The following is a 26,892-nucleotide window of genomic DNA, read 5'->3' as shown; positions in this document are numbered from 1 at the left end:
AGTGCCTGCCATGCTGAAACTGCGCCGTTTTGCTCTGCTCTTTGTGTCCTGTTTTGTTCTCTGTTCTCAGCTGGCGGATGTGCGGGCCGATGTCCGGCTGCCGCATATTTTTGGCGACCATATGGTGCTGCAGCGGGGGCAGGAGATTCCTGTCTGGGGCTGGGCGGATGCCGGCGAGCAGGTCACCGTTCAACTCAAAGAGGACAGCGTTGAGACAACTGCCGACGACCAGGGCAAGTGGATGGTCAAGCTGCCCGCCCAGGTGGTGGGCGATCCCGTCACACTGACTGTGAAGGGGAAGAACACCGTTACATTCCAGGATGTGCTGCTGGGAGAAGTCTGGCTCTGCTCGGGTCAGTCGAACATGGAGTGGCCCGTTTCGCGGAGTAATGATTTTGAAAAGGAACAGGCGGCTGCCAATTTTCCGCAGATCCGTCATATCAAGGTTCCCCGCGTTCCGAAAGGATTCCCGCAGGACGATGTCGATGCCCAGTGGACCGTCTGTTCTCCCGAGACAGTCGGCGGCTACACGGCGGCGGGCTACTTCTTTGGACGCAAACTGCACCAGGAACTGAATGTGCCGATCGGGCTGGTGAATTCATCGTGGGGCGGAACCCGCATTGAACCGTGGACGCCTCCGGTCGGATTTCAAAAAGTGCCTGCCCTGGCGGCGATCTTCAAACAGGTGCAGCTGACCAATCCCGCGACCGGTGCCTACAAGTCGGTCCTGGAGCGATACCTGCAGCAACTTGATGCCTGGTCAACCAAAGCGAAGGTCGCGCTCAACGCGGAAACACCACTGCAGCCAGCTCCCGCTTATCCCGCGGCGATTCAACCGCTGACCAGTCATACTTCGCCGACGACACTCTACAACGGGATGATTCATCCGCTGGTTCCCTATGCCATGCGTGGCGCGATCTGGTACCAGGGAGAATCCAATCATGTGGAAGGAATGATGTATTATGAAAAAATGAAAGCCCTGATCAACGGCTGGCGGGACGTCTGGAAGCAGGGCGAGTTCCCGTTCCTGTACGTGCAGATTGCTCCTTATCACTATGGCAGTGAATCGCCGAGCATTCTGCCCCTGTTGTGGGAAGCCCAAAACAAGGCCCTGGAGATTCCGCATACCGGACAGGTAGTCATTCACGATATCGGCGATCTGAAAGACATTCATCCCACCAACAAACAGGACGTTGGTAAGCGTCTGGCGTTGATCGCGCTGGCGAAAACGTACGGCCAGAAGGATCTGGTTCATTCCGGACCGACTTTCAAATCACTGAAGAAAGAGGGCAACAAGCTGCGGGTCACGTTCGACAATGTGGGCAGTGGTCTGGTTTCGCGCGACGGGAAGCCGCTGAGCTGGTTTGAGATCATCGGCAAAGAGACCGACTTCGTCCCCGCGGACGCGGTGATTGAGGGAGACTCGGTGGTGCTCTCCTCTCCCAAGGTCAAAGAGGCAGCAGCCATGCGGTTTGGCTGGCATAAACTGGCCGAACCGAACCTATCGAACAAGGAAGGCCTGCCCGCTGCTCCCTTCCGTGCCGGCGAGGTTCCCGAACGGGACTGGCTGTCACTGAAAGTCGACGAATCCAAAGCATATAAGCTGATCTATGACCTCGATCTGAAAAATCTGGGGAAGGACATTACATACACGCGCGATCTGAGTGGAAGTTTCACGCTGCCCTTCAAGCGGATCGCCTATTTCCTGGAACTTCAGAAACCGGGTGAAGAAACCCAGTATGTATTTACATCGATGGACGCGTTTACGGACGACCTGAAGAAAATCGCCGTGCCAACACTGGGCAGCAAAGCGAACTTCCAGACAAAGGTAAGTAACCTGAATGTGATTTCGAATGTCGCGGGCATTGCAACGGGGACTGGACTGAAGGGGGGCAACATTGAGTTCTGGCCCGGAAACTATGGTCCCACGAACGCGGCGAATATCCCGAACGCGAGTACCAGCCTGTGGGACTTCGGCGATGAGCCGGCGGAACCTTCAGACGGATACGGCAGTATGCAGGTGCATAACTTTGAGGCGAAGCAGACGATCTTCGCGATCAACCAGTGGAAAAGTGGTCCGAACGCAGACCTGGGCATCGGCAACAGCTCCGGCCGTACCCGCGACTGGACATTCATGTCGAACGCGTCGCAGTACGATGTGAAACGGTTGCGGGTTCTGGTGCTGCCTGAGTAGGTGGGTCGTAAGAACATTTGATTTTACTACCACGAAAAGCACGAAAGACACGAAAAAGTCCTAATACATGGAAAACAAAGCGACGATTCACAATGTCTTTCCTGTGATGGTTCACTACTGTGAATGAAATTACGCCTTCAGAACTGTTTGAGTTCTATCTTGAAACTGCAAAGTATTGTAACTCAAGGGTCATATTCCAGAGCGATGAAGAGATGTTGTACAAACTTTTTGAAGAGTTTGATTCAGGCGTCAGGTCTTTTTTTCATGATGACAGCTTACAGAAACTTTTTAAGTATGACATGATCAATGAATCGGTAATATCGACCAGCAGAAAAATCCGTCATAAGTGGATTGAACTTGAATCAAAATCATACAGCCTCAATGAAATAAGAACTACTCCAGAGTGGCGTGAATTCTTCTGCCTGTGTGATGAATTAAATCGAGAGTTGTGGGGCGATCAGGGCGTTACCTCTGATTAAAACTGAGTCTGTCGTATTCACGATAGAGTCTCTATTTCATCACTCTGCGTGTGACTAACGGGATACTTTTAGAATCAACGATCGACAAAAGTTACAGGTCACCCGTAGCGTCCGGTAAATTTTCTAATCTGATATCCGTTGGAACTCCATTCCATCACAGACAAGTTAATGGCGATCAGTGCAACCACCTCCCAATATTTATCTCGAACTGCCTGAACTGGGTCTAGTGCCCTGCGGCTGATTTTTCTTTCCGGAAAGCATCTCAACCTCAATCGAAGTCGTGTAGTAGCTCTGAGAATCACGCACGAAGCCCCCCCCTGGAAATGGGCTGCGATGACGATGGAATCGCGAAGTTCATCGCTCCAGCTTGATGCCTTGCTTTCTGGCCTTCATATCAATCTTTCCTATTGTGAATGTTTGTAAACTTTATATAATATTATATATTTATATTAACGTAACGTAACATTAATGATTCTGGATGCGAGTTAAGCACGTGCTCAATAACTTCTTTCATATCTTACCTTTGAGGAAATGATTTTATGTCGAGACAACTCCGATCCCGTAAAGGATTTACACTGATCGAACTGCTGGTCGTGATCGCCATTATTGCGATTCTGATTGCTTTGCTGTTACCTGCGGTTCAGCAGGCTCGTGAAGCGGCCCGCCGGTCGGACTGCCGGAACAAGCTGAAACAGCTGGGACTGGCACTGCATAACTATAACGAAACTCATACGGTCTTCCCTCCCAGTACTGTTGCCAAGGGGCTCTGTTCTTCCGGTACCGCTGCCGGCAACACGCTGAATGGTAATGGACTGGTTTTGCTGCTGCCGTTCCTTGATCAGAGTGCCTTGTATAATCAGCTGAACTTCTCGCTCGCGTTTGACGATTACAGCCCCGGTTCGGCCCCCCTGCCCGGCGGCGGTGCGACCACGAATGCGGACCTGGTGAATCGTAGAATGGCGATCTTCAACTGCCCGTCCGATCCGGGTCCCCAGGGTATTCCGGTCTCCAGCAGTTACATGCTGCCCGGCGGTTCGAACGAACATCGTACGAACTACGACTTCATCGTGTACCGTCTCTCCTATAACCATTGTAATAGTTGGACCAACCGTTCCCCCACCGTGCGGACCATGTTCGAAGATGGTAGCAAGTGCCGTCCCCGCGATGTTACCGACGGGATGTCCAACACAGCCATGATGGCAGAGACCCGTCAGGCCTGTTGTGGTAACGGGGCGAATGCCAACTGGGGTGGTCGCGGTTATACACAGATCGGTCTGACCCTGGGCGACATGATCCCCAACCGCACCGTTCGCAACAGCTCCAGCTATCCGGGCGGATCCCGGGACTTCACTCCCTGGCTGGGTGACTGGGGAACGACCGGCAGTTCTCACGTAGGTGGCCTGCATGTGCTGCTGGGTGATGGTGCTGTTCGCTTCATGGGCGACAATACCGATCGTTCTATCCGGCAAAACCTGGAACGGATCGCCGACGGTAATGTTCTCGGCGAATGGTAAGCCGGAACCGGATCGTCAGTGATCCACATCCCTCAGCGCCTGTGCGTTGAAAGTATTCAAATGGTGAACCACCCGGGTTCCGCTACCGCGGATTCCCCGGGTGGGTTTCACTTTCTTGCTCCCTGCTTTTGATTATCCCTCCGTTCCTCATAGAAGGTGCTTCATGTTGACTCTCAATTTGCGTCCTGTACAGACAGGAATTCTGTTAGTTGCTGCCGCTCTGCTGCTCCCGGGTTGTGGTGCTTCCACCGAACAACCCGATTTTGTCTCTGAACTGGTTCCCGTGACAGGAACTGTGACTTTAGATGGTGCCCCTCTGGAAGGAGTGATGGTCAACTTCATGCCACAGGAGGGAAATGCGATTGCCTACGGTCTGACCGATGCCAGCGGAAAGTATTCACTGCAGCCGCAAATGTCAGGTCAGGCAGAGAAGGAATCCAGCGGTGCCCTACCTGGCGAGTACCAGGTTTATATCAGCAAACTGGTTCTACCCGATGGGACCGCTGTGCCGGAAGGCCTCTCGGACGCGGAAGCCGAAGAAAAGGGAGCCAAACAGCTCCTGCCGCCGAAATATTCGAGCCCGGCGAACAGCAGTCTGAAAGCGACCGTGGAAAAAGGACAGACGACGGTTGATTTTGATTTGAAGAAGTAAGGTTAATTCAGTTTGGGCAATGCACCTCGAAAGTCATTTTTTTCGGGGTGACGTTGTCTGTGAGACTGTAACTCTCAATAAGTGCGAATGGCACAGATACGTTGGCGAACAACGTGCTGTGCGGTTCGCACTTTTTTTGTTTCTTAACCACGAAAAACACGAAAGGCACGAAAATTCACTGACTGATCTTCGGTTGCGCTGTGATCTGCGACTTTCTGGTGCTGATTTTCACTAGTGCCTGATGTGCAGGGGAGATCTCCCTCTATTCCTGTTTGTGCCGTTCCCTATGATATCTGATTGCGTTTGACGCAACGTAATTTGTTCGGAGTGTTTCCTGGTTTCCCCTGGGGGATTCACTGAAACTTGATGGCCACCAGGCGGGAGGTCACGCAGGTCTTCCGCTACTTTTCTGGAATCGAACTGTGTTGCTGGATTGGGCGTTCTCCCTGACAGTTTCCTGCTCGCTGCGCTCGGCCCGAATTATATTCGGGCTCACCCGCCTCTTTATCCTTCAGGAAAACCAACCCATGGGACGCAGATCAACGAACGTGATCGACTCCTCTGCTGAGTCTACAATCTGCAGGATGCGTTTGATAAAGGCATCCGATGCGGCAGCTGCTGCTGGTGAATAGGTGTGTCGCCCTTCCGTATTCCATTCCACGAGCACGGTTTCCAGATCACTGTCCGTGTTGGGGGCTGCTTTTTCCAGCCCAAACAGCCGCAGCTCTGTGGGCTGGTCTGGATTAAGCACTGCAGCGACAAAATGGCATTCATTCGGAACCAGTGGAGCAGGCATGCTGATCAAAATCACTTTCCACTCCCCTGCTTCCTGGGAAGTAAGTGCAAGCCCCTCCGCAGACAACGGTTCTTCGTTCTTGAGCTGCGTCCCTACCCCGTTCCAGAGAACTTCCAGCGATTGCTGCGCGTCATCGCCGGTAAATGTGTCATAGAATTTTACTGAGTTTCCCAGTGCCAGGTGTGGCAGCCAGTATTTCGCAAACTGGAAGTGGTGAGCCCGCGGTTCCACGCGTTCTTGAAACTGCGCCTTCAATTTCTCCTCCAGATGCGGCTGATGTTTTCCATCAACATAGATCCGCCCCTGAGCGTCCATGGTCACGCCGACCATTGACGAGTCTGCCTTTTCGTCAGGTTGAGCACGTGACTTACCTGTGAACCAGCTAGAGACTTTTGAGAAAATACCTTTACCCATGAGCGTGTGCATCCCCCGACAACGGATTGATAACAAATCTGAAAGCGATGATCGTCGACTGACGATTAATCAGAGCCCTCATTCACCGTAAAGATTAATCAGTCCTGATACCACCACGTCGTGACATAAATCATGAACTTCTTATGAACTTCATGACGCCATCTCTCCAGAGATGCAGTTTAGTGTCCTTTCTATTTTCACTGGCGGATATTCATCTGCGCTGTCTGTGGGGATTTCTGGTAGGATTCCAAGTTGCTGATTTCTTATATCGACTTCCAGTTGTCATTCAAGTGGAACCTGAACTACATCCTGCGCCCGCTGATCTGAGCGGAATGGGTTTTGTTTTATTTTATTATTTCAGAGCTTTCCTTGGTTGCCGGCGGCTGGCGCCTTGCCGCTCAGGAGGTTGAGTGTCAGATGCACTTTCAATGGAGGATGAAGTTGATGAGTATTGTTTTTTTGATGTTCGTTATTTTGTTGAGGCGCTCGGGGAGGTCAAGCCAGAATTTTGTCCTGGTGTGTCCGGAATTTTGTCCAAGTGCGTCCCGGATTTTGTCCTGGTCTGGCCGGTTTGTGTCCTGGTACGCCCTGCTCAAATCGGGAACATCGTGCATGCATTCGGAATGTTCCTGGTGGATACCCGGTGAAAATCGACGCGAATTCAGGTGCTGTTGTGACACCGGTTCTGCAAGAACAGTGCGAAGAGTACCCGCCTCGCGCGCGAGCCAGAAACAAACAACATACGATTCGGCAGGTGCGAATCAAGTGAATTTTATGCACTGTGTTTGATCCTTTGAGCACGTTCACGCGTTCTATTTTTTTAGATTGTGGGCATTTGAGAATTTTCGTTTTTCAGAAAAAAGAGAGTCCCCGTCTCGAAAGGTGGGGATGTTCAGAGGCGTCGGTTTGGTATAGAATGAACACCGGTGCCTCGCATTTAGTAACTGTTTTTCCTGGTGACCGACCGTGCTGTTTCGCCTGTTTCTGTTATTCACGCTGATTCCCCTGGCCGAGCTCTGGCTGTTGCTCTGGTTCAGTTCGCTGACCAGTCCGACCGTCACGTTTGGCCTGGTCGTCGTTACGGGAATACTGGGTGCCTGGCTGGCACGCAAACAGGGTGCGCAGGCCTGGAAGAAGATCCAGATGAATCTGGTTCAGGGACAGCAGCCGACAGGCGTTGTGCTGGACGGTCTGATGATTCTGATCGCGGGGGCGTTTCTGATCACCCCTGGCATCATGACAGACATGCTCGGATTCGCATTACTGATTCCCCCCGTTCGCGAACTGCTGAAGGTGCATATCGGGGAATGGCTCCGCAAGAAAGCGATGCTGCAAGTTCAGAGTCATGCGAGCTTTCATTCGAGCCACGCCGGCTTTCAAGACTTCAGCAGTACACAGAGCACCGTGAAGGAAGAGGATATCATCGATGTCGAATTCGTTCGTAAAGAATCCTCAGAAACAGATTGAAGCCGGTTTACAATTGCATCGGGTGTGCCGAGTTCTATAATCAGAATGAGGCAGGAAACAAGGCCTGCACGTTAACTTCCTTTAGTTATTATCCCCCGATATGGCGGCGTTTCGTCGTCCGATTGAATCTCGATCTCCTTCCCGATTTTCTACTTCGATACAGGATCCCGTAATGTCTGCGTCCCACTTACGATGTCTGTTTTCCGCTGCCTGTCTACTGGCTCTGGTTCTGACTGCCCCGGTTCGTGTCTCGGCTGAGGAACCTTACTGGAACCAGTTCCGGGGCCCTCATGCGGACGGCACATCGGAAGCGACCGGACTCCCCACGACCTGGAGTGAGAAAGAGAATATCGTCTGGAAGACGCCGATTCACGGACGGGCCTGGTCGTCTCCCGTGGTCTGGAAAGATCAGGTCTGGGTCACGACTTCAACCAAGGATGGTAAAGAGCTGGGAGTGGTCTGCGTCGATTTCAACACAGGTAAGATTCTGATCGACAAGAAAATCTTCGACGTGGAGAAGCCGCAATATATTGATCCGAGTAACTCGCACGCCTCGAGTACCCCGATCATCGAAGAGGGACGGATCTACGTGCATTACGGTGCCTATGGAACCGCCTGCCTGGATACGAAGAACGGAAATATCCTCTGGGAACGCCGCGATTATCCCTGCAATCACTGGCGGGGTGCGGGGTCATCACCCATCATTTATCAGAACCTGCTGATCCTGCAGTATGATGGTTACGATTACCAGTACATCGTCGCGCTGGATAAAGAGACCGGCAAAGAGGTGTGGAAAAAAGATCGCGATATCGAATACGGGACCAAGAATGGCGATTCCAAGAAAGCATTCGCCACACCCCGGGTGATTGAATACGAGGGACGCGTACAGCTGATCAGCCCGGCGGCGAAAGCAACCGTTTCCTATAACCCGCTGACGGGAGAAGAGTACTGGAAGTTCTATTATCCCCAGCACTCCGCTGCGAATCGTCCGCTGTATGATGGAGAGAAGATCTACGTCGGTACCGGTTTCCCGAAAGCCCATCTGTATGTCGTCAATCCAGGTGGTAAAGGGAACGTGACTGACTCGCACGTCAAATGGGTCGAACAGAAGGGGATTCCTTCCAAGCCGTCACAACTGCTGATCGACGGCCTGATCTATATGATCGACGATAAGGGTATCGCGTCGTGCCTGGATGCTGAGGACTCCGGTAAGCTGGTCTGGAAAGAACGGATGGACCGCAGTTCGTTTTCAGCATCTCCGATTTATGCAGATGGGAAGATCTATGCTCCGGACCGTGAAGGAGTCACGCGGGTGTTTGTGCCCGGTAAAGAATACAAGGAACTGGCAGCGAACCAGCTGCAGGAAGGCTGTGTGGCATCGCTGGCGGTCGCTGGCAAGTCGCTGATTCTGCGCACCGAACATTTCCTGTATCGGATCGAAGATCAGTCCGCGGAAAAATAAGCGACGCGTTGAGCGATTCGCTTTAAGCCTCAGCTGCGGTCACGGCGAATTCAAGACGGACAGCGGTCTCTTTACCAACCGAGAGTTTGCCGGTAAAGAACCAGGCACCGCCCATTTTTTCACTGAGAGTCACCTGGATATCAATCGTCTCCCCCGGCTTGACCATCCGGCGGAACTTGGTGTTGTTCAGCCGGGTGGCAACGGGTACTTTGTCGCTGGACGGGGCGTCTGTCTTCGCGATAAAGACAGCGGCGGCCTGCATCGCAGCTTCACAGAGGATCACGCCAGGCAGGACCGGGTGATCGGGATAGTGTCCCTGAAAGAGGTCCAGATCGGGTGAGACGAACTTGCGGGCGTGGATGCTGTTTTCTTCCAGCGCGACGACTTCATCGAGCCACAGAAAAGGTTCCCGGTGCGGAATACAGGCTTTGATTTCATCCAGATTCACGAGATCAATCCGTTTCTATTGTGTGAGCGGGTCTGTGCGAACAGGGGCTGCGGTTCAGATGCTGGCGGCAGCGGGTGTCAGGTATTTATCGACGTCGTTACTGACGATCACGCCGTAATTCACAGCGCCGAGCCAGCCCGACATGATGATTCCGACCGAGCCGGCATGGTACAGGCCTTCGATCTGTTCGGGCAGTTCCTTGCTGACCTTGAGCCCTTCGAACTTGGTTCCGAACGAGGCTCCCTGCAGGTGCTGCGTGTAGCGTTGGAAGGTCCGCGGGGTGGAAGCTTCGAGGTGGTCCACACGTTCGCGGATGTTGGGAACGTACTGTTCAAGGCAGTCGAGGGTCGTCTCGATCAGGTGATTCTTATCGGCTTCGTACTGGTCGTCGGGAAGATTAGCCCAGTCGCTGAAATTCGCGTTGGTCGACGAGACGATCAGAGAGCGTTCGCTGCCGGGGCGGGTCTCAGGGTAGTAGAACGAGAAGGTGCGGCTGCTGACATCCTTACTGAGCATGGCTTTGATATCGAAGCCTTTGTGCTCGGAATGGAAGAGCAGGTCGCCGCAGAAATCAAGTTCGTCGCCCGGCTTGAGAGCGATATAGACCTGGGTACTGCTGTTGTTAAGGCGGACGGCTTTGGTTTCCTCAACGTATTCGGGATCGAAATGTTCTTCGCCAACGAGATTGAGGATGGTGCCTTTGATGTTCGAGTTGGACATGATGGCTTTACAGCCAATGCGACGTCCGTTGACCACGACGCCGGTCACTCGACGATCCGGAGTGACCTCGATCTTTTCGACCTGGGTGCGGATGCGGACATCGACGCCGTTGCGTTCCATTTCAGCCTTGATCAGTTTGACCAGGTGATCGGTACCGCCGCGGAAGGTGTAGACGCCCTTCTGCATGAAGTTCGAGAAGACGATGCCGTAGGTGATCGCAGGATCTTCGAGAGTCGAACCGTTGGCGTAGGAGATCGGTTCCATGAGCAGGCGGACGACATCATCGCGGCCGGGGAAGAACTCTTCGAACAGTTCTCTAGTGGTTTTGCCCTGATCATCGAAGAAGTTCATCTTACGGGCAGTATCAAAGAAGTTCTTGACGGTTTCGGATTCGATGCCGAATTTTTCGATCAGCAGGCGGGTGAAGTCATCACGGGTGAAGGTGGTCTCCAGCGAGAACTGCGGATTTTCAAAGCGGACGCCTCGCAGGGGGACGATGTTATCTGCGATTTCCTGGGTCCAGTATTTCCGGCAGCTCTTGAGCATGCCGTAGGGGAAGCCGTGGAGAGAGATATCAAAGATGTGCCCGTTCTGCCGTTTGAACCAGGTGGCCATGCCTCCCAGTTGGTAATGATGTTCCAGCAGCAGCACGGAATACCCCTGCCGGGCCAGAATATTGGCGGAGGTCATGCCTGCCAGACCACTACCAATGACGATGACATCGTATTCGTCTTTTGCGTCTTTCAAAAAGTCTTTGGCCATAATAATTCAGCGTCGTATTTAAATCAGCAGAGAAGAAAAAACGGGACCATGAAGGAACTCATGCCCGGGCGTAAGATGACAACATTGCTTCTCCTGTTTATCGAAAATCAGGGGCTTTGTCTACTATACCAGAGTAAAAGAGAATACTGTGACAAAAGTGTGACAATTCGCAGCCGCAGAGTTATAGAAATAGCGGATTTATCGCACAGTGAAGCAGAGGTACAGCATGTCAGAAAACCGGTAATCGGCTCACTTCGCGTTCAGCAGGTGCAGATTAGCAATGCTGATCCCGGAAAGCATCGAACCGATAATGCCGAGGAAGCCCTGATCGGTGCCACACAGAAAGAGGTTGTCGAAAGGGGTGGTACCATCCAGGATTTTCTGTGGCGCCCCGTACACACAGCCGTTGATGTGCCCGGTAAACTTCTTAATGGTGCGGGGTGTGAACGTGTCCACATCGATAACATGCGGTCGGAAGTCGGGGATGTAACGCATCGAGGACTCGAGAATCTGATCGTACCAGTATTTCTTCTCAGCGACGTACTTGTCTTCGGGGAGATTCATCCAGTAATCGGGATTCGCGAGAGCTGTAATGCGGATCGATCCCTCTTCGAGCGGCTGATCGTACTCGAAATTATTAGGCGAGCAGATAATGCCGCTGCGAACGTCGACCGGATCTTTGGACTGCTCGTAATAGAAGTCTTCCGATTCATTGTAGAAGACAATCGTCTCCTCGTGTCCGAATTCCGCAGGCTGTTGATCGAGCACGGAGATCGTTTCGACAAACGATATTTCCCCCGGCGTAAAACGTTCATCTGCTGTGACATCAGCCCCACAGAGCTTGAGTGTTTCCGCGGATCCAGCCGAGGAAAGCACGTTTTTAGCCTGGAGGATCTGCCCGTCATCGAGCATGACGCCATTCACATGCTGACCGTCGGTGAGCAATTGCTGAACGCCGGCACGCAGCTTGAGTTCACCGCCGAGCTCTTTGAATTTGCGGACCAGGTTTTTGAGGATCAGCCGCACGCCTTTATAGGGGCGGGCAAAACCTTCCTGATAGATGCTGCGGAACATGATCACGAACTGGTTGAAGTCCATATCGTGCTCGGAAGGACTGCCGTAAAACATCAGCGGGCAGAGCAGCATGTTGATCAGCAGCGGATCGGAAATCTGTTCGGCCATGCGCTTGCGGGCCGAGATCCAGGTCTGTCCGAGATCGCCGATGTTGTGAGAGTCGATGTCCGCAACGAGTCGGCGGAAGCCGTCGATCTGACTGGGAAACTGTTCGGCAATCTGGGCTTCGAAATAATCGAATTGATTATTGAACCGCAGAGTATGTCCGGGGAAGACGACCGAAGAGCCACATTGGGGGCTGAGGTCGAAGTCATCCCACTGAAAACGGAGCTGCCTGAGAATCTTATTCAGGGGGCCCCGTTTTCCACCTGGAGGCGAATAGTTGGTGACGGCGTGCAGACCGACATCATGATTGCGACCGCGCAGGCGATAGAAGGAGTTCAATCCGCCAATGGTGGTGTGCCGTTCGAGGATGCACACCTGCTTCCCATAGTACGCCAGTCGGATTCCTGCAGCCAGCCCGGAAAGGCCGGCACCAATAATAATCGAATCGTAGGTCATGGCGTCGGGAAGGTTGGAGAATCAGACGGTGCTTTCAGCATCCTTCAGGAGGGGAGTCAGGTAGGTCACGGTGCTGTCCATGGTTACCAGTTCGCCGTAGTCTTCTTCCGGAATCTGCACGCGATAGAGCTTTCGCAGCTCCATGACGATATCCAGAAAGTCCATGCTGTCCAGTTCCATCTGATCCCGAAAAGGAACGCTATCATCGAGTTCCGAAAGATCTTCATCGGGAGCAATTCGAGCCAAGATATCCAAGATAACCGATCTGATTTGTTCCGGCGCCATGCAGAAACTCCAAACTTTCTAAAATCCTGTAACGTCGATTTCCAGCGGCGATATGTACAGATCCGCCGCGAAACCCAGAGAGGGGAAGCCACTTATAGCAAACCAACAACCTCCCCGCTAGAAGCCGGGAAACAAAAACCCGCCCCTCGGGGAAAATACTATAACTTGATTTAAACTGAGATTTAAACCGACTCAGGTCATAAGAACACAGAGTTTTTCAGAAAATCTGCACAGGAGCGGCTTAATTACGAAAGGAAGCTCAGTTTCGACAGAGAATCAGACTGCGCAGAGTGGAAAAGCGGGGTATGTCTACCGTTCAGTTCAGGTAGCGTACTTTTTCACGATCAGAACCGAATTGATTCCCAACATCCCGAAGGAGTTATTCAGAATGCATTCAACCTGTTCCATCTGTCGTGGCTCATTGGCTACGATCTGTGAGAGTTTACACTCCGGATCAAGGTCATCCAGGTTCAAAGTCGCATGCGCGATGCCATCGTCAAAGGCGGGCAGATTCCCCAGCAGTTCGAGAGCCCCCGCAGCGCCCATCGCATGGCCGATAAAGCTCTTGGTATTGTTAATCGCCAGCTTAGGGCAATCTCCAAATACGGAGGCAAGTGCCTTGGCTTCCTCGATATCTCCCTGGTGGGTGGCGGTGGCATGACTGCTCAGGATATCAATATCGGAAGGTTCCAGCCCCGCCCGATTGAGGGCCAGCCGAATACATTCCGCCTGACGCGAGGAGTTGGGGAGCACGAAATCGCTGGCATCGGAATTCATGGCGTAGCCCACGATTTCACCGTAAATAGTAGCTCCACGTGCCAATGCGTCGGGAAGACGTTCCAACGTGCAGACCGCGCCCCCTTCGGCAACGACGATTCCATTCCGGTTCACGTCGAAGGGACGACAGGCTTTGGTGGGATCTTCATTGACGGCCAGAGCGCCCTGGCTCTGGAAGCTGGCGAAGATTCCAAACGTGTGAATACTCTCAGAAACACCACCACACAGGGCCAGATCGACTTCGTTCAGCCGCAGCATCTGCACGCCCTGAATAAATCCAGCGTTCCCGGCAGCACAGGCGGCGCCGAGCGTGAGGTGCGGGCCGGTGATCCCCAGATTCAGCGTGACTTCCCCCGCCGGGTTATTCGCCACAGTACGGGGATTATGGTGGTGCGACCAGACTTTTGTATCGTAATCGAACTGCGAAATTTCGTAGACTTCGTTCTCGGTCTCAACGTTGCCGTGCTCGGTAATGCCGAGATAAACGCCGACGCGGTCGCGGGCGACATTTTCCCAGTCGAGGCCGGACTGATTGACGGCTTCGTTCGCACAGTAGACAGCGATGGAGCCCGCACGCGTTCCCCGGCGGACTTCTTTGCGTTTCTGATAACGCAATTCATCGAAATCACAGACACCCGCGAGGACATGCCCCATGTAACGAATGTCATAATCTACAACACCCGAACGTCCTGCCAGCAGACTTTGCCGAAATTCCTCCAGGTTATTGCCATTCGGAGCTGTCAGGCCAATTCCGGTAATGACAATCCGGCTTTGATCATCCATTGATTGATACCACTCTGATCGATGTATGTTGTCACGAAGATTACAGGCTGCCCGGCAGAGACCGCCGCGCAGGGTGAAATGTTAAATGATAACTCAAGGAGAGTACCCGTTCTACCGTAAACTCGCAAGTGGGGCGACCAGCGAGATTTGTGATTCGATCTAGAATGCGGGACAGTTCTGAAAACGTTCCGTGTCTGAAAATCTTTTTCCCTGAAATCAAATGACCGCGATGAAGCACTGTCCCAGAGGTCGCAACTGTTGAACAACTGTCTGTCGGTCAATCTGTCGCTGGGAGAATCAAATCTTCTGTAAAGCGTGGAAAAGACTGGTATAATCGAGATTCTTATAAAGCAATACAAAACAGGGACTTATACAAAAGCAGAGACGTTGATTCCCTCCTCATCGGGAAAAAAGCGTTTTCGAGCCGTCCAATCTCCGACCTTGTGTACGATTATCAGTATGGACTCAAACCGAGATACAACCGGAAATCCTGAAACGACGGCAGGCGCTGTACCTGATGAGCATTTCGTCTCTCAGCTGGCCCGGCATCACAGCCTGATCCGGGGCTTTATCGGTACGCTGCTGCCGCACCAGACCGATGCGGAAGATGTGTTCCAGCAGACCTGCCTGGTCCTGTGGCGGAAATGGCAGACCTTCGATGCGTCTCAGAGTTTTGCATCCTGGGCCTGCGGGATCGCCTTCTACGAGGTGAAGAACTTCCAACGGGTTCAGAGCCGGGACCGTCATTATTTCTCCGATGAAGTCCTCTCGCTGATCGCAGCTCAGCAGAACAAGTCGCTGCCGGAGTCAGAACAACGAAAACAGGCTCTACAGGACTGCATTCAGAAACTGGACCATGAGAACCGAAAACTGATTCTCGACTGCTATCATGGTCCGCAGACGATTCAGGAAGTCGCTGATCAACTGGGCCGCTCCCGCGATGCGATCTACAAAAAGCTGGCGCGTCTGCGCCTGAAACTCATGGACTGCATGCAGCAGTCACTACCATCCACGGAGGCAGGCTCATGAATTCATCCTCTTCTTCCGACAATCGAACCGTTCAGCTGATCGATGCCCTGCTCCAGGAAACCATCAGCGAATCCGAGCAGATGGAACTGGAGCAGATTCTCAAAGAGGATGCCGACCAGCGTCAGCTCTACATTGACTATCTGCAGGTGCATTCCGGCCTGGCCAGTTGGGCCGCCGAGACACGAGACGCCGATCCGTGGGTCCCACAGCATGTTGAGCCGCGAACTGACTCCCAGTGGAATGCCTCTCGGTTTGTACTTTTATTAATCTCCTCAGTCGTCGCGGCAACCCTTCTGCTTTCGCTCTCCTATTACGCCGGCTGGAGCATTGGATCTGGACAAGAATCACACATCGCTAATGTTCCCGAAACGAAATCTTCTGAAGCCTCTCCTGTTGCCAGTGAACCACAAACCGATCACATCGCTCTGCTCACGCAGGCCGTGGGCGTTGAGTGGGAAACACCCCGCGATCTCCAGGCTGGTGCCGGTCTGTCGGCCGGCTGGTTGAAACTGAAAAGCGGTAAGATTCAGGTCGAGATGATCAGCGGCGCCTCGGTGCTCATCGAAGGTCCCGCGGCGATCAAACTGATCTCTCCCCTCAAAGCCTTCTGTGAATACGGAAAGGTGCGTGCCTCTGTTCCAGAACAGGCTCAGGGATTTTCCGTCGCCACCTCCCGACTGAACGTGGTCGATCTGGGTACGGAATTTACCCTCTCCCTGGATGAAACCGGGAACGGACAGGTGCAAGTCATTGATGGCAAGGTCGAACTGCACGCTGCCAACCAGCAGCAAAGTGCTCCACCACTACAGAGCCTGACGACCGGGGAAGGAGTCAACTTCGATGCCCAGGGAACGCTCAACGAGTTACAGGAAGCAATCCGACCGTTGATCGACCTCGAGGAACTTTCTCAACTCGCGGCCCGTCAGCAGGAACAGCAGCTCTCACACTGGCGTGAGCAGAATCAGCGTCTCAAGAACGATCCGAGCCTGCTCGCCTACTATGACTTTGAAGAGCCATCGAACTGGGTCAGGACACTGAAGAACAAAGCCCGGCAGCCGTTGTCCTCTGCGACAGACGGCGCGATTGTCGGCTGTCAGTGGACTTCAGGTCGCTGGCCCGATAAACAGGGACTCGAATTCAAACGAACCAGTGACCGTGTACGGCTGCAGATTCCGGGGGAATACCAGTCCCTCACATTTATGGCCTGGGTTCGCATCGAGGGCTTCGACCGCTGGTTGAGTTCCCTGATGCTCACCGATGGCTTCAAACCCGGTAATCCCCACTGGCAGTTAAGCGACAAAGGGGAGATCATCCTCGGCGTGAATACTGGCGAGGTGAAGAACTTTTTCTCCCCCGTCGTGCTGCAGCCCACCGATTTGGGCCGCTGGATTTTCCTGGTCACGGTTTACGATCAGCAGAAGCGAGAGGTCGTGCATTATCTGGACGGCGATCCCGTCAGCCACCATAAAATAGAGAAGCCGGTCCCGCTGGTCATTGGGCCTGCGGAAATCGGAAACTGGCGTCCCCAGAATCACTCGGGCGCTCACAGCATTCGCAGTCTGAATGGCCGCCTGGACGAGTTTGCCCTGTTTGGTCGGGCACTTTCCGCAGACGAGATTTCCAGACTTTACCAGGCCGGAAAACCAGGTTCGTAATTGATTTCCCGGCTCCACTTTTGTGACATAGATAAAGAGACCTGACACACCAGAACTTCATTCCCGCTGAAACTTCCAGACGAAGAGGCATTGATGCGAAATTTTACCATCGCGCTCATGTTGTTAATCGCCAGCCTGTCCAGCAGCGCACTGACCGCCGCCGAAAAGAAACCGGTGCTCCCCGCTGACCATGCGAAACGGATGCAGCAGGGACTGGAACTGTTCAAGAAGGAAGTCCGCCCCCTGCTGGCTGCAAAATGTCTGAAATGTCATGGGGGCCAATCTGTCAAAGGAGACTTTGACCTCTCCACCCGTAAGAAGCTGCTCGACAGCGGTATGATTGAAAAGACCGGCAAAGAGAGCTACCTGATGGCTCTGGTCGAACACCGCGAAGAGCCCTACATGCCGCTCAAGGAGAAGAAGCTCAGCGACAAAGAGATTGCCAGCCTCTCGAAATGGATCGACCTGGGCGCACCCTACGACAAACCGCTGGCCACTGGCAACAAAGCAGAAGCCGGCCCACTCGCAGTAACAGACGCCGATCGCAAGTTCTGGTCATTTCAACCGCTGAGTCAACCTGCCGTCCCAACAGTGAAATCCAACGACTGGGCCCACAATGAGATCGATCAGTTCATCCTCGCTGCCCAGCAACCCAAAGGTTTAACCCCCAACGCAGAGGTCAGCAAACGGACCTACATCCGCCGCGCTTATTTCGACTTGATCGGCCTCCCCCCCACACCTGCGGAAATCGAAGAATTCCTGGCAGATCAGAGTCCCGACGCCTATGAAAAACTGATCGATCGGCTGCTCAACAGTCCCCGCTACGGGGAACGCTGGGCGCGACACTGGCTCGACATCGCCCGTTTCGCAGAGAGCCACGGCTTCGAACACGACTACGACCGCAACTATGCTTATCACTACCGCGATTTTGTGATCAAAGCCCTCAACCAGGACATGCCTTACGATCAGTTTGTCCGCTGGCAGCTGGCCGGGGATGAAATCGCTCCTGAAAATCCGCTGGCACTGATGGCGACCGGCTTTCTGGGCGCAGGTGTTTTTCCAACCCAGATCACTGCCAATGAAGTGGAACGCACCCGCTATGACGCGTTGGATGACATGCTCAACACCACCGGTCTGGCTATGCTGGGACTGAGCGTGGGCTGTGCCCGCTGCCACGATCATAAGTTTGATCCCATCCCCACCCGCGATTACTACCGGATGCTCTCGACATTCACCACGACCGTCCGCACCGAGATTGAAATCGATCTCGATCCCGAAAAATATCAGAGAGAGAAGGCCGCCTTTGACCAGGCACACGCTCCACTCGTCAAAGCCTTGCGCGACTACGAAGCGAATCAGCTCAACCCGCAGTTTGAACAGTGGCTCACGCAGGGTAAAGTCGATCGGAGTCAGTTGGATCAGTGGATTGTCCCCGAAGTCACCAGCCATTCATCTAAGGGGAAAGCCCGCTTTGAAAAACTCGAAGATGGCTCGATCCTGGTCAGCGGCCCGAACATCAACCAGGATCACTTTACCTTCCGCCTGAAAACCAGTGTGAGCCCCCTGCGTTCGATTCGTCTGGAAACATTGACGCATCGCAGCCTGCCCCACCAGGGACCCGGTCGCGCGGTGAACGGCAACTTCTCGCTAACCGCATTTAAAGTCAAAGCCAAATCACTGAATGAAAAAGAGGCAAAGAGCCAGGACCTGAAGCTGACCAACGCCCGTGCGACGCACGAACAGAACAAGACCACGCTCTCTGCAGCGAGTGCCATCGATGGACAATACGGTTCCGGCTGGGCCGTTGACCTGGGCGGAATCGGCAAGGATCAGGCGATTGTCTTCGACCTGGAAAAGCCGCTGGAGTTCACAGGCGAAACCGAGCTGACAATCACCATGTCATTTACCAACAACGTGAATCACAGTATCGGACACCCACGATTCTCGGTCAGCAGTGCTAGTGCTCCTCCTGTCAAAACGGGAACCGGCAGTCCCGAACAGCTGGCCCAGGCCCTGCAGTTAGTAGAGCAGGGAGACCAGAAAAAGCTGAATGCAGGATTAAAACAGATTCTCAAGCGCTACTATCGCGAACAGGATTCGGAATGGGTCGCGTTGTCCGGCAAGGTCGAACAGCACCTGAAAACAGAACCACAGCCCGCGTTGACGAAAGTCATGATCTGCAGTGAAGGTCCAGAAATCAAACCGGTTCGGCACCACACCCAGGGAAAAGACTTCTTCGACGTTACATACTACCTGACGCGGGGTGACACCGATCAAAAGGGGAAAGTCGCCGAACAGGGTTTCCTGCAGGTACTGATGCGAAACCCAAAACAGGAACAGAAGTGGATTGAAGAACCTCCGCAGTCCGCGACCACCTCGTATCGACGTACTTCACTGGCCAACTGGATGACCGATACCAATCAGGGCGCTGGTGCGCTGCTGGCCCGGGTGCTGGTGAACCGACTCTGGCAGCATCATATGGGAGCCGGCATCGTCAGCACGCCGAACGACTTTGGACTGCAGGGAGAGCGCCCCACACATCCGGAGCTGCTCGACTTCCTGGCGAACCAGCTCATCAAACACCAGTGGCACCTCAAGCCGCTGCACAAAGAGATCATGCTCAGCGCTACGTATCGACAGTCGACCGATTTCGATGCAGACAAGGCAAAGATAGATCCCGAAAACAAGCTGCACTGGCGTCGTACACCTCAGCGTCTGGAAGGGGAAGCCATTCGCGATTCGATTCTGTATGTCGGCGATCGTCTGGATACAACCATGTACGGCCCCGGTTCGCTGAAGACCGATAACCAGCGTCGCAGCATCTATTTCAAAATCAAACGGAGTCAGCTGATTCCGATGATGCAACTCTTTGATGCCCCGGAAGCACTGGTCAGCATTGGTCAACGCTCGAGCACCACCATTGCCCCGCAGGCCCTGCTGTTCATGAATGCCGACTTTATCCGCGAGAGTGCGAAGTCCTTCGCCAAGCGGATCCAGCAGCAACAGCCCGACTCACTGGAACAGGCAGTCGCTGATGCCTACCAGATCGCATTGGGACGAAAGCCGACCGCCAGTGAAACAGCGATTTCAGTCGAGTTTATCAAACAGCACGAGCAGTCCTATACCGCGGAGAAGCAAGCGGAACCACGACTGCTGGCGTTAACCGACTTTACACATGCATTGCTCAGTACCAATGAATTCATCTATCCCAACTAAACGCGACTTTCTGTGAGACCAGTTTTAAATACACAGTTCAATCGAATTATCCGGAGAAACAGGATGTCACAACCCATCACAGAACTGCCGACCATTTCAATCAACCAGTTACTGGCCCGCCGACAGCTGCTAAAACGGGCCGGCAGCGGTATCGGTACGCTGGGCCTGCTCAGCCTGCTGCAACAGGAGGGACTCCTGGAAACCAGCCAGGCCGCTCCGGCTGTGCGTCCCAACAATCCGCTGGCACCGAAGGAACCGCATATGCCCGCGAAAGCGAAAGCGGTCATCTGGCTGTTTATCAATGGTGGACCGAGCCAGGTCGATACATGGGATTATAAACCCGAACTGGAAAAGCGGGATGGCGTGGCCCTGGAAGGGTTTGACAACAAGACCGGCTTCTTTCAAAACGCGGTCGGACCGCTGATGAAAAGCCCCTTCAAATTCAAACAGCATGGCGAATCAGGGAAATGGGTCTCGGATATTTTCCCGCACCTCTCCCAGCATGTCGACAAGATGGCCTTCATTCACTCGGGGCATACAGAATCAAACAATCACAGCCCCGCGCTGTTCATGATGAATTGCGGCGTCCCCAAAATGGGGCATCCCTGTGTCGGTTCCTGGGTCACTTACGGACTGGGTTCTGAAAGTGACAGCCTGCCGGCTTTCGTGGTGATGTCCGATCCCCTGGGACGCGGACTCCCCAAAGGACACAGCCTGAACTGGGGCGCCGGGTTTCTGCCCAGCGTTTACCAGGGAACGTATCTCAGACCAACCGGTGAGCCCATCGACAACCTGCAACCTCCGTCAGTATTAACCAACAAAGGACGCCAGCGTTCGCAGCTTGATCTCGTAAAAGCACTTAATCGACAGCATCTGGAACAGAACGAAGGAGACCAGGAACTCGCAGCCCGCATCGAAAGTTTCGAGCTCGCCTATCGCATGCAGAGTGCGGCTCCCGAAGCATTAGACATTTCGAAGGAACCGAAACACCTGCAGGATCAGTACGGGATTGGCAACAAACAGTGTGAGCACTTCGCAAAACAGTGTCTGATCGCACGGCGAATGGTGGAACGGGGCACCCGCTTCGTACAGATCTACTCCGGCGGAATGGAGAATCAACGGAGCTGGGACGGCCACCAGGACATCAAAGGGAATCACAGCGGCTTCGCCGGCGAAACCGATCAGCCGATCGCGGCTTTGCTGGGTGACCTGGAAGCCCGCGGCCTGCTTGACGAAACGCTGGTGATCTGGGGTGGTGAATTTGGCCGCCTGCCGATCGCTCAGAAAGGGGCCAACCCGGGACGCGATCATAATCCGCATGCGTTTACCACCTGGATGGCCGGCGGTGGCGTCAAAGCAGGAACGACATATGGAGCCACCGATGAGATCGGCTTCAAAGCAGCGGAGAACAAAGTACATGTGAATGATCTGCACGCCACGATCTTACGACTGCTGGGAATGGATCATGAAAAGCTGACCTACCTCTACAGCGGACGCCGGTTCCGCCTGACTGATGTGGGTGGTCACGTGATTGATGAATTGATTGCCTGACCAATGTGAATCAGGCCATCTCCGTCTCTTGCCGAAAACGTTTACGGTACTCGGATGGAGAGAGCCCCATCAGGTTGACAAACTGTTTGGTGAAATAACTCTGATCATAAAATCCGGATTCGAGGGCGATTTCGGACACGCGTTTTTCGGTTCGCGTCAGCAGCTGACAGGCGGCGTTGATGCGGACCCGCAGAATATATTTTTGAGGAGTAATCTGATACAGCTTTTTAAATTTCCGATCGAGCTGACTGACAGAAAGAAAGATCAGATCGGCCAGTTCGGAAATCTGGATGCGTTCCTGGTAATGTTCCAGAACGTAAGCGATCACCTGGTCGAGTTCCTGGTAAGACTGAAATTCGGAGCCGGCAACTTTGATGTCGCGTAGCACGCCGGCCACGCCAATCACCTTGCCGCCATCGCCGAACAGGGGAATCTTACTGCAGAGATACCATTTCAGATTTCCCTGGCGATCGGGAATTAACCAGACCTGGTTGGGGAGTGGGGTGGCGGATTCCATCACCCGCTGATCTTCAGCCACGTATTGTTCTGCAAGATCCTGGGGATGGATGTCGAAATCGGTCTTGCCGATGATGTCTTCCTCGCGGGGGATCGCTCGCACATCCATCCAGGCACGACTGATATTGATAAAACGTCCCTGTGCGTCCTTGGCAAAGAAATAAGCATCGGGAATGTAGTTAAAGAGTTCTTCCAGATGGAGTTTGTTGTCAAGGCGTTTCAGGAAATCGTCGCGGAATTTCTGAGGATCTTGCATGCGTAAATAATACAAATTTATGCGTCATTCGTACAAGACGATGTTGATCTTTGCGTCTACGATATGCGAAAATAAACGAATCAGGGATTTCTTGCGCGAGTAGGAAATTCGCGCAGTGGTTCAGATTCCGTCTGACTAAAATTTATAGCCGGACCCCACCGCTGACAGATCCTAATTCGTATTCCACAGATTGAGGTTCATCATGCTGAAGTTCACTGGCAAAGGCACAGCGCATACCTGTAGCGGAGTCACCCGCAGAGACTTTCTGCAAGTCGGTACATTAGGCGCTATGGGGCTCTCACTGCCACAGTACCTCGAAGCCAAAGAACGCGGGATGGTCGACAAGAAGAACGACAACCGTGCGGCGATTATGATCTTCAATCTGGGTGCCCCCAGTCAGCTCGACACCTTCGACATGAAGCCGGAGGCGCCGTCCGAAATCCGGGGTCCCTTTAAGCCCATTGATACGGCCTCCCCCGATATCAATATTTCCGAAATTTTCCCGCTGCATGCGCGCGTCGCCGACAAGTTTTCGCTGGTTCGCTCCTGTTATCATACCGCGGCAGCCGTCCACGATGCCGGCTGGCAGATGATGCAGACCGGTCGACTCTTCACGGGTGGCATCAATACTCCTCACATCGGCTCGGTGGTCGATTATCTGCGGGGGCGTAAAACCGACCTGCCCGCCAACGTCGTCCTCCCCGAAACAATGGGCCGCGGCGGTGGAAATTTGCCCAATGGTCAGGCGGGGGGCTTCCTGGGTAAAGCTCACGATCCATTTGCCTTGATGGCTGATCCTTCCAAGCCGAACTTTAAAGTTCCCGACATGCTGCCTCCCCAGGAAATTGGCTCGGCCCGTCTGGAACGTCGTCGTAAAATCCGCGACGTGGTTGACAGTACGATCGATCATTTTGAATCGACCGAAGACGCCAAACTGCTCAACGGCAATTTTCACTCGGCTTATCGTCTGATGACCAGTAAAGAGGCCCGCGAAGCCTTTGACCTCTCCAAAGAACCCATGAAGGTCCGCGAACGTTACGGCATGAACCGCTTCGGGCAATGCTGTCTGCTCTCCCGTCGTCTGGTGGAAGCCGGTGTGCGTTTCGTAACGATCAACACTTTCCTGACCGTGTTCAACGAAATCACCTGGGATATTCACGGCTCGAAACCTTTCACCTCCATTGAGGGGATGAAGAATATCGTTGCCCCTATGTACGACCAGGCTTACAGCGCCTTGATTGAAGATCTGTACGACCGGGGCATGCTGGACGAAACCCTGGTTTGCAACGTGGCGGAATTTGGCCGTACCCCGAAAGTCAATCCAGCCGGAGGCCGTGACCACTGGCCTCAATGTTTTACCTGTTACTTTGCCGGCGGAGGCGTCCAGGGTGGACGCGTGGTCGGCAGCAGCGATCCGATTGGTGGTGTTCCTGCAGATCGACCGGTTTCTCCCGGGGACCTGGCAGCGACCGTTTACCACAGCCTCGGCTTCGATCTGCACACGGTGCTCCCCGGCCCCGCCGGTCGCCCCTTCCCGCTGGTGGATGTGGGTAAGCAGGAAATCCGTGAACTGTTTTAACGCGTAACCTCAGTTCAAACCTCAACTGAGACTAAATAGACGTTGAGTTCCTCACTCTAACGAGGAACAAACTGCCCTTGTCGCTGCGCGGCCGTTACGTACTTTGATCAAACCACGACTGTTTTAATTATAACACGAAGAGAAGTGCTCAATGACTCCTCGAACATCTGTCTTATCCATCCTGCTCGTCGCCTGCCTTGCTGGCGTGCTCTGCCCTGCACACTCTCAGGCCGCAGCTCAAACAGACACCGCCATCAAGCTGTTCCCGCAAACCATCGATCTGCGTGGCAGTGAAGCCCGCCAGGGGCTTTCGGTGCAGACACTGACCAATGACGAAGTCACTGGACCGGTCACGACTCCATTCCAGCTGACATCCAGTAATCCAGACGTCGTTAAGATTGAAGACCAGACCGCGGTCCCGGTCGGGAATGGCACAGCCCAGATTACTGTCCAGTCCGGTTCGGCTAAATCGACCAGCCAGGTCACCGTCAGTGGTCTCGACCAGCCCCACCGCTGGAGTTTTCGCAACGATATTGAGCCGGTCCTGACTAAGACAGGCTGTAATTCGGGGCCCTGTCATGGCGCCCTGGCAGGCAAAGGGGGCTTTCGTCTCTCACTGAAAGCGTATGATGTCCCGGGCGACTTCCACACCATTGTCGAACAGGCACGCGGACGACGCATTGAACTGTCTGACCCGGCCCGCAGTCTGCTGTTGATCAAACCAACGGGAGCAGTTCCGCACAAAGGGGGCGTCCGCTTCGAAACCGATTCCCGCGAATACCGGATTCTCTCCGAATGGATCGCACAGGGGGCGACACCGCCGGCTGAACAGGATGCTGTCATCGAAAGCCTGCAGGTCCTCCCCGGGCGTTCGATTCTCACCAAAGGACAATCACAGCGTCTGCTGGTCCAGGCCCGCTACTCGGACAACTCTGTCCGCGATGTGACCCGCTGGACCGCGTTTTCGTCCGTGAACGAGAGCGTCGCCCAGGTAGACGAAGCAGGAAATATCAAAGTCACCGGGTATGGGGAAGGCGCGATTGTCTGCATCTTCTCCAGTAAAGTCGCGATCTCCAAAATCACGTCTCCCTATCCGCAGGACATCAATCCGGACGTCTATGCCAAATCTCCGAAACACAATTTCATTGATGAGCTGGTCATCAAACAGCTCAAACGTTTGAACCTGCCCCCCTCTCCCCAGGCGAGCGATGCCGAATTTGTCCGCCGGGTCTACATCGATACGATAGGCACCCTTCCTACACCTGCCGAAGTCAAAGCTTTTCTCACTGATCAGAGCCCGGACAAGCGAAACCAGTTGATCGAACAGCTGTTAAACCGCCCCGAGTTCGTGGATTACTGGACCTACAAATGGTCTGACCTGTTGCTGGTCAATGGCGAACTGATTCGTCCCCAGGCAGTCAAAGCCTACCACGACTGGATCTATCAGCATGTGAAACAGAACACTCCCTGGGACAAGCTGGTTCACGAACTGATTACCGCTCAGGGAAGCAGCATCGAAAACGGCGCGACCAACTTTTACGCGATCCACCAGGATCCGGAATCCATGACCGAAAATGTGAGCCAGGCATTTCTGGGTCTGGCCATCGGTTGTGCGAAGTGTCATAACCATCCACTCGAAAAATGGACCAATGGCCAATACTACGCGATGGCTAATTTCTTCGCCCGTGTGCGAGCTAAGGGCTGGGGTGGCAGCCAGGGTTCAGGCGATGGTATTCGCACCCTGTTTGTAGCGACTAAAGGGGATCTGGCACAACCACTGACCGGAAAACCACAGCCTCCCACTCCGCTGGATGGTGCGCCGATTGACATCAATGCTCCCGAGGACCGCCGCGTCTATCTGGCAGACTGGCTGACTGCGAAAGAGAACCCCTTCTTCAGCCGTTCCATTACAAACCGCGTCTGGGCCAACTTCTTCGGGGTCGGCCTGGTCGAAGCGGTGGACGACATGCGGGAATCAAACCCCGCGAGTAACGAAGAGCTGCTGTCAGCTGCATCCGACTATCTGAAAGACCAGAACTTCGATCTGAAAGCACTGATGCGGGTCATCCTGCAGTCGGCTGCTTACCAGCGCAGCAGTCAACCACTGCCCGAGAACAAAGACGAAAAACGATTCTACTCCCGCTACTACCCCCGGCGGATGATGGCCGAAGTCCTGCTGGACGCTATTTCGCAGGTCACGGAAGTGCCGGATGAATTCACAAAGTATTACGAACCGAATCCGCAGAAAACCGACTTCTACCCCAAGGGGACCCGGGCGATTCAGTTATATGATTCGTCTGTGATCTCCTACTTCCTGAAGACTTTTGGACGCAACGAGCGGATGATTACCTGCGAATGCGAGCGATCCGAAGAACCGACGATGGTTCAGGTACTGCACCTCTCGAATGGGGACACCATCAACAACAAACTTAAAGCCAAAGAGAGCCGGGTCACAAAACTGCTGAATGCGAAGCAGTCAGACCAGGAACTGGTCGAGCAGATTTATCTGCTGTGCCTCTCGCGGAAACCTACTCCAGAGGAAAATACCCAGTTGCTCAATATTCTGAAAGAGACCCCGCAGGCCGAAAGACGCCAAGTCGTAGAAGACCTGTTCTGGGGCGTGCTCAGCAGCCGCGAGTTTCTGTTTAACCATTGATGAGATCGAATTCATTAACAACATTCATACCATGATTTAATGTCGC

Annotated in this window: 20 protein-coding genes; 13 read left to right on the top strand and 7 right to left on the bottom strand. The window is 53.7% G+C overall.

Features of this window, described 5'->3' with window-relative positions; translation table 11 throughout:
* Window positions 1-10: 10 nt before the first annotated feature.
* The 4 genes from FYZ48_RS03710 to FYZ48_RS03695 all read left to right on the top strand — a co-directional run bounded on the left by FYZ48_RS03710 (window position 11) and on the right by FYZ48_RS03695 (window position 4,839).
* Window positions 11-2,194 (top strand): sialate O-acetylesterase, encoded by a 2,184-nt coding sequence (locus tag FYZ48_RS03710; RefSeq protein WP_242022368.1) that lies wholly within the window; start codon window positions 11-13, stop codon window positions 2,192-2,194.
* Window positions 2,195-2,313: 119 nt separating this feature from the next.
* Window positions 2,314-2,673, top strand: coding sequence for a hypothetical protein (locus tag FYZ48_RS03705; protein WP_149337646.1), 360 nt, complete (start codon window positions 2,314-2,316; stop codon window positions 2,671-2,673).
* A 539-nt stretch (window positions 2,674-3,212) separates the two neighbouring features.
* The gene (locus FYZ48_RS03700) at window positions 3,213-4,187 is read left to right on the top strand and encodes a DUF1559 domain-containing protein (protein ID WP_145041940.1); all 975 of its coding nucleotides are present in this window, start codon (window positions 3,213-3,215) and stop codon (window positions 4,185-4,187) included.
* A 163-nt stretch (window positions 4,188-4,350) separates the two neighbouring features.
* The gene (locus tag FYZ48_RS03695) at window positions 4,351-4,839 is read left to right on the top strand and encodes a carboxypeptidase-like regulatory domain-containing protein (RefSeq protein WP_149337644.1); all 489 of its coding nucleotides are present in this window, start codon (window positions 4,351-4,353) and stop codon (window positions 4,837-4,839) included.
* A gap of 511 nt (window positions 4,840-5,350) precedes the next feature.
* On the opposite strand, the gene FYZ48_RS03690 is transcribed toward FYZ48_RS03695, so the two are convergent.
* Window positions 5,351-6,049: a hypothetical protein gene (locus tag FYZ48_RS03690; RefSeq protein ID WP_149337642.1), complete on the bottom strand. Its 699-nt coding sequence runs from the start codon at window positions 6,047-6,049 to the stop codon at window positions 5,351-5,353.
* A 410-nt stretch (window positions 6,050-6,459) separates the two neighbouring features.
* Between FYZ48_RS03690 and FYZ48_RS03685 the strand changes: the two genes are divergently transcribed.
* The 3 genes from FYZ48_RS03685 to FYZ48_RS03675 all read left to right on the top strand — a co-directional run bounded on the left by FYZ48_RS03685 (window position 6,460) and on the right by FYZ48_RS03675 (window position 8,978).
* The gene (locus FYZ48_RS03685; RefSeq protein ID WP_149337640.1) at window positions 6,460-6,696 is read left to right on the top strand and encodes a hypothetical protein; all 237 of its coding nucleotides are present in this window, start codon (window positions 6,460-6,462) and stop codon (window positions 6,694-6,696) included.
* A gap of 319 nt (window positions 6,697-7,015) precedes the next feature.
* Complete coding sequence (locus FYZ48_RS03680; RefSeq protein WP_149337638.1) at window positions 7,016-7,516, top strand: FxsA family protein; 501 nt, start codon at window positions 7,016-7,018, stop codon at window positions 7,514-7,516.
* A gap of 172 nt (window positions 7,517-7,688) precedes the next feature.
* The gene (locus FYZ48_RS03675) at window positions 7,689-8,978 is read left to right on the top strand and encodes an outer membrane protein assembly factor BamB family protein (protein ID WP_149337636.1); all 1,290 of its coding nucleotides are present in this window, start codon (window positions 7,689-7,691) and stop codon (window positions 8,976-8,978) included.
* A gap of 22 nt (window positions 8,979-9,000) precedes the next feature.
* Here FYZ48_RS03675 and FYZ48_RS03670 read toward each other — a convergent pair whose 3' ends face one another.
* The 5 genes from FYZ48_RS03670 to FYZ48_RS03650 all read right to left on the bottom strand — a co-directional run bounded on the left by FYZ48_RS03670 (window position 9,001) and on the right by FYZ48_RS03650 (window position 14,388).
* Window positions 9,001-9,426, bottom strand: a complete 426-nt coding sequence (locus FYZ48_RS03670; protein ID WP_145041946.1) for a 3-hydroxyacyl-ACP dehydratase FabZ family protein — start codon at window positions 9,424-9,426, stop codon at window positions 9,001-9,003.
* Between the two features lie 54 nt (window positions 9,427-9,480).
* Entirely contained in the window at window positions 9,481-10,908 is a 1,428-nt protein-coding gene (locus FYZ48_RS03665; protein WP_149337634.1) for a phytoene desaturase family protein, read from the bottom strand.
* A 249-nt stretch (window positions 10,909-11,157) separates the two neighbouring features.
* Window positions 11,158-12,543, bottom strand: coding sequence for a phytoene desaturase family protein (locus tag FYZ48_RS03660; RefSeq protein WP_145041948.1), 1,386 nt, complete (start codon window positions 12,541-12,543; stop codon window positions 11,158-11,160).
* Between the two features lie 21 nt (window positions 12,544-12,564).
* The gene (locus tag FYZ48_RS03655) at window positions 12,565-12,828 is read right to left on the bottom strand and encodes an acyl carrier protein (protein WP_145041949.1); all 264 of its coding nucleotides are present in this window, start codon (window positions 12,826-12,828) and stop codon (window positions 12,565-12,567) included.
* Between the two features lie 321 nt (window positions 12,829-13,149).
* The gene (locus FYZ48_RS03650) at window positions 13,150-14,388 is read right to left on the bottom strand and encodes a beta-ketoacyl-[acyl-carrier-protein] synthase family protein (protein WP_149337632.1); all 1,239 of its coding nucleotides are present in this window, start codon (window positions 14,386-14,388) and stop codon (window positions 13,150-13,152) included.
* A gap of 459 nt (window positions 14,389-14,847) precedes the next feature.
* Between FYZ48_RS03650 and FYZ48_RS03645 the strand changes: the two genes are divergently transcribed.
* The 4 genes from FYZ48_RS03645 to FYZ48_RS03630 all read left to right on the top strand — a co-directional run bounded on the left by FYZ48_RS03645 (window position 14,848) and on the right by FYZ48_RS03630 (window position 21,839).
* Entirely contained in the window at window positions 14,848-15,417 is a 570-nt protein-coding gene (locus FYZ48_RS03645) for a sigma-70 family RNA polymerase sigma factor (RefSeq protein ID WP_149337630.1), read from the top strand.
* A complete protein-coding gene (locus FYZ48_RS03640) occupies window positions 15,414-17,072 on the top strand; it encodes a LamG-like jellyroll fold domain-containing protein (protein WP_149337628.1) in 1,659 nt (552 codons plus the stop codon). The genes FYZ48_RS03645 and FYZ48_RS03640 overlap by 4 nt, the downstream gene beginning before the upstream one ends.
* A 93-nt stretch (window positions 17,073-17,165) precedes the next feature.
* Window positions 17,166-20,288 carry a DUF1549 domain-containing protein gene (locus FYZ48_RS03635; RefSeq protein WP_149337626.1) on the top strand — a complete coding sequence of 1,041 codons (3,123 nt, stop codon included), beginning with the start codon at window positions 17,166-17,168 and terminating at the stop codon, window positions 20,286-20,288.
* A gap of 63 nt (window positions 20,289-20,351) precedes the next feature.
* Window positions 20,352-21,839: a DUF1501 domain-containing protein gene (locus tag FYZ48_RS03630; protein ID WP_149337624.1), complete on the top strand. Its 1,488-nt coding sequence runs from the start codon at window positions 20,352-20,354 to the stop codon at window positions 21,837-21,839.
* Between the two features lie 10 nt (window positions 21,840-21,849).
* Here the strand turns inward: FYZ48_RS03630 and FYZ48_RS03625 are convergent, their stop codons facing one another.
* The gene (locus tag FYZ48_RS03625) at window positions 21,850-22,611 is read right to left on the bottom strand and encodes an AraC family transcriptional regulator (protein ID WP_145041954.1); all 762 of its coding nucleotides are present in this window, start codon (window positions 22,609-22,611) and stop codon (window positions 21,850-21,852) included.
* 202 nt (window positions 22,612-22,813) lie between these two features.
* On the opposite strand from FYZ48_RS03625, the gene FYZ48_RS03620 reads away from it, so the two are divergent.
* Window positions 22,814-24,190: a DUF1501 domain-containing protein gene (locus FYZ48_RS03620; RefSeq protein WP_145041955.1), complete on the top strand. Its 1,377-nt coding sequence runs from the start codon at window positions 22,814-22,816 to the stop codon at window positions 24,188-24,190.
* 151 nt (window positions 24,191-24,341) lie between these two features.
* Entirely contained in the window at window positions 24,342-26,846 is a 2,505-nt protein-coding gene (locus FYZ48_RS03615; RefSeq protein ID WP_149337622.1) for a DUF1549 domain-containing protein, read from the top strand.
* Window positions 26,847-26,892: the final 46 nt, after the last annotated feature.

This window comes from Gimesia chilikensis (assembly GCF_008329715.1).
Lineage (GTDB): Bacteria > Planctomycetota > Planctomycetia > Planctomycetales > Planctomycetaceae > Gimesia > Gimesia chilikensis.
Note: the sequence above shows the minus strand (reverse complement) of the source record. Positions and strands in the feature narration are given on the sequence as shown.

Bases quoted from the DNA above. Each gene is read 5' to 3' on its own strand.
- FYZ48_RS03650 (WP_149337632.1), bottom strand. From the start codon at position 14,388: ATGGATGATCAAAGCCGGATTGTCATTACCGGAATTGGCCTGACAGCT.
- FYZ48_RS03630 (WP_149337624.1), top strand. From the start codon at position 20,352: ATGTCACAACCCATCACAGAACTGCCGACCATTTCAATCAACCAGTTA.
- FYZ48_RS03655 (WP_145041949.1), bottom strand. From the start codon at position 12,828: ATGGCGCCGGAACAAATCAGATCGGTTATCTTGGATATCTTGGCTCGA.
- FYZ48_RS03690 (WP_149337642.1), bottom strand. From the start codon at position 6,049: ATGGGTAAAGGTATTTTCTCAAAAGTCTCTAGCTGGTTCACAGGTAAG.
- FYZ48_RS03695 (WP_149337644.1), top strand. From the start codon at position 4,351: ATGTTGACTCTCAATTTGCGTCCTGTACAGACAGGAATTCTGTTAGTT.
- FYZ48_RS03665 (WP_149337634.1), bottom strand. From the start codon at position 10,908: ATGGCCAAAGACTTTTTGAAAGACGCAAAAGACGAATACGATGTCATC.
- FYZ48_RS03710 (WP_242022368.1), top strand. From the start codon at position 11: ATGCTGAAACTGCGCCGTTTTGCTCTGCTCTTTGTGTCCTGTTTTGTT.
- FYZ48_RS03625 (WP_145041954.1), bottom strand. From the start codon at position 22,611: ATGCAAGATCCTCAGAAATTCCGCGACGATTTCCTGAAACGCCTTGAC.
- FYZ48_RS03635 (WP_149337626.1), top strand. From the start codon at position 17,166: ATGCGAAATTTTACCATCGCGCTCATGTTGTTAATCGCCAGCCTGTCC.
- FYZ48_RS03660 (WP_145041948.1), bottom strand. From the start codon at position 12,543: ATGACCTACGATTCGATTATTATTGGTGCCGGCCTTTCCGGGCTGGCT.
- FYZ48_RS03700 (WP_145041940.1), top strand. From the start codon at position 3,213: ATGTCGAGACAACTCCGATCCCGTAAAGGATTTACACTGATCGAACTG.
- FYZ48_RS03675 (WP_149337636.1), top strand. From the start codon at position 7,689: ATGTCTGCGTCCCACTTACGATGTCTGTTTTCCGCTGCCTGTCTACTG.
- FYZ48_RS03620 (WP_145041955.1), top strand. From the start codon at position 22,814: ATGCTGAAGTTCACTGGCAAAGGCACAGCGCATACCTGTAGCGGAGTC.
- FYZ48_RS03640 (WP_149337628.1), top strand. From the start codon at position 15,414: ATGAATTCATCCTCTTCTTCCGACAATCGAACCGTTCAGCTGATCGAT.
- FYZ48_RS03645 (WP_149337630.1), top strand. From the start codon at position 14,848: ATGGACTCAAACCGAGATACAACCGGAAATCCTGAAACGACGGCAGGC.
- FYZ48_RS03615 (WP_149337622.1), top strand. From the start codon at position 24,342: ATGACTCCTCGAACATCTGTCTTATCCATCCTGCTCGTCGCCTGCCTT.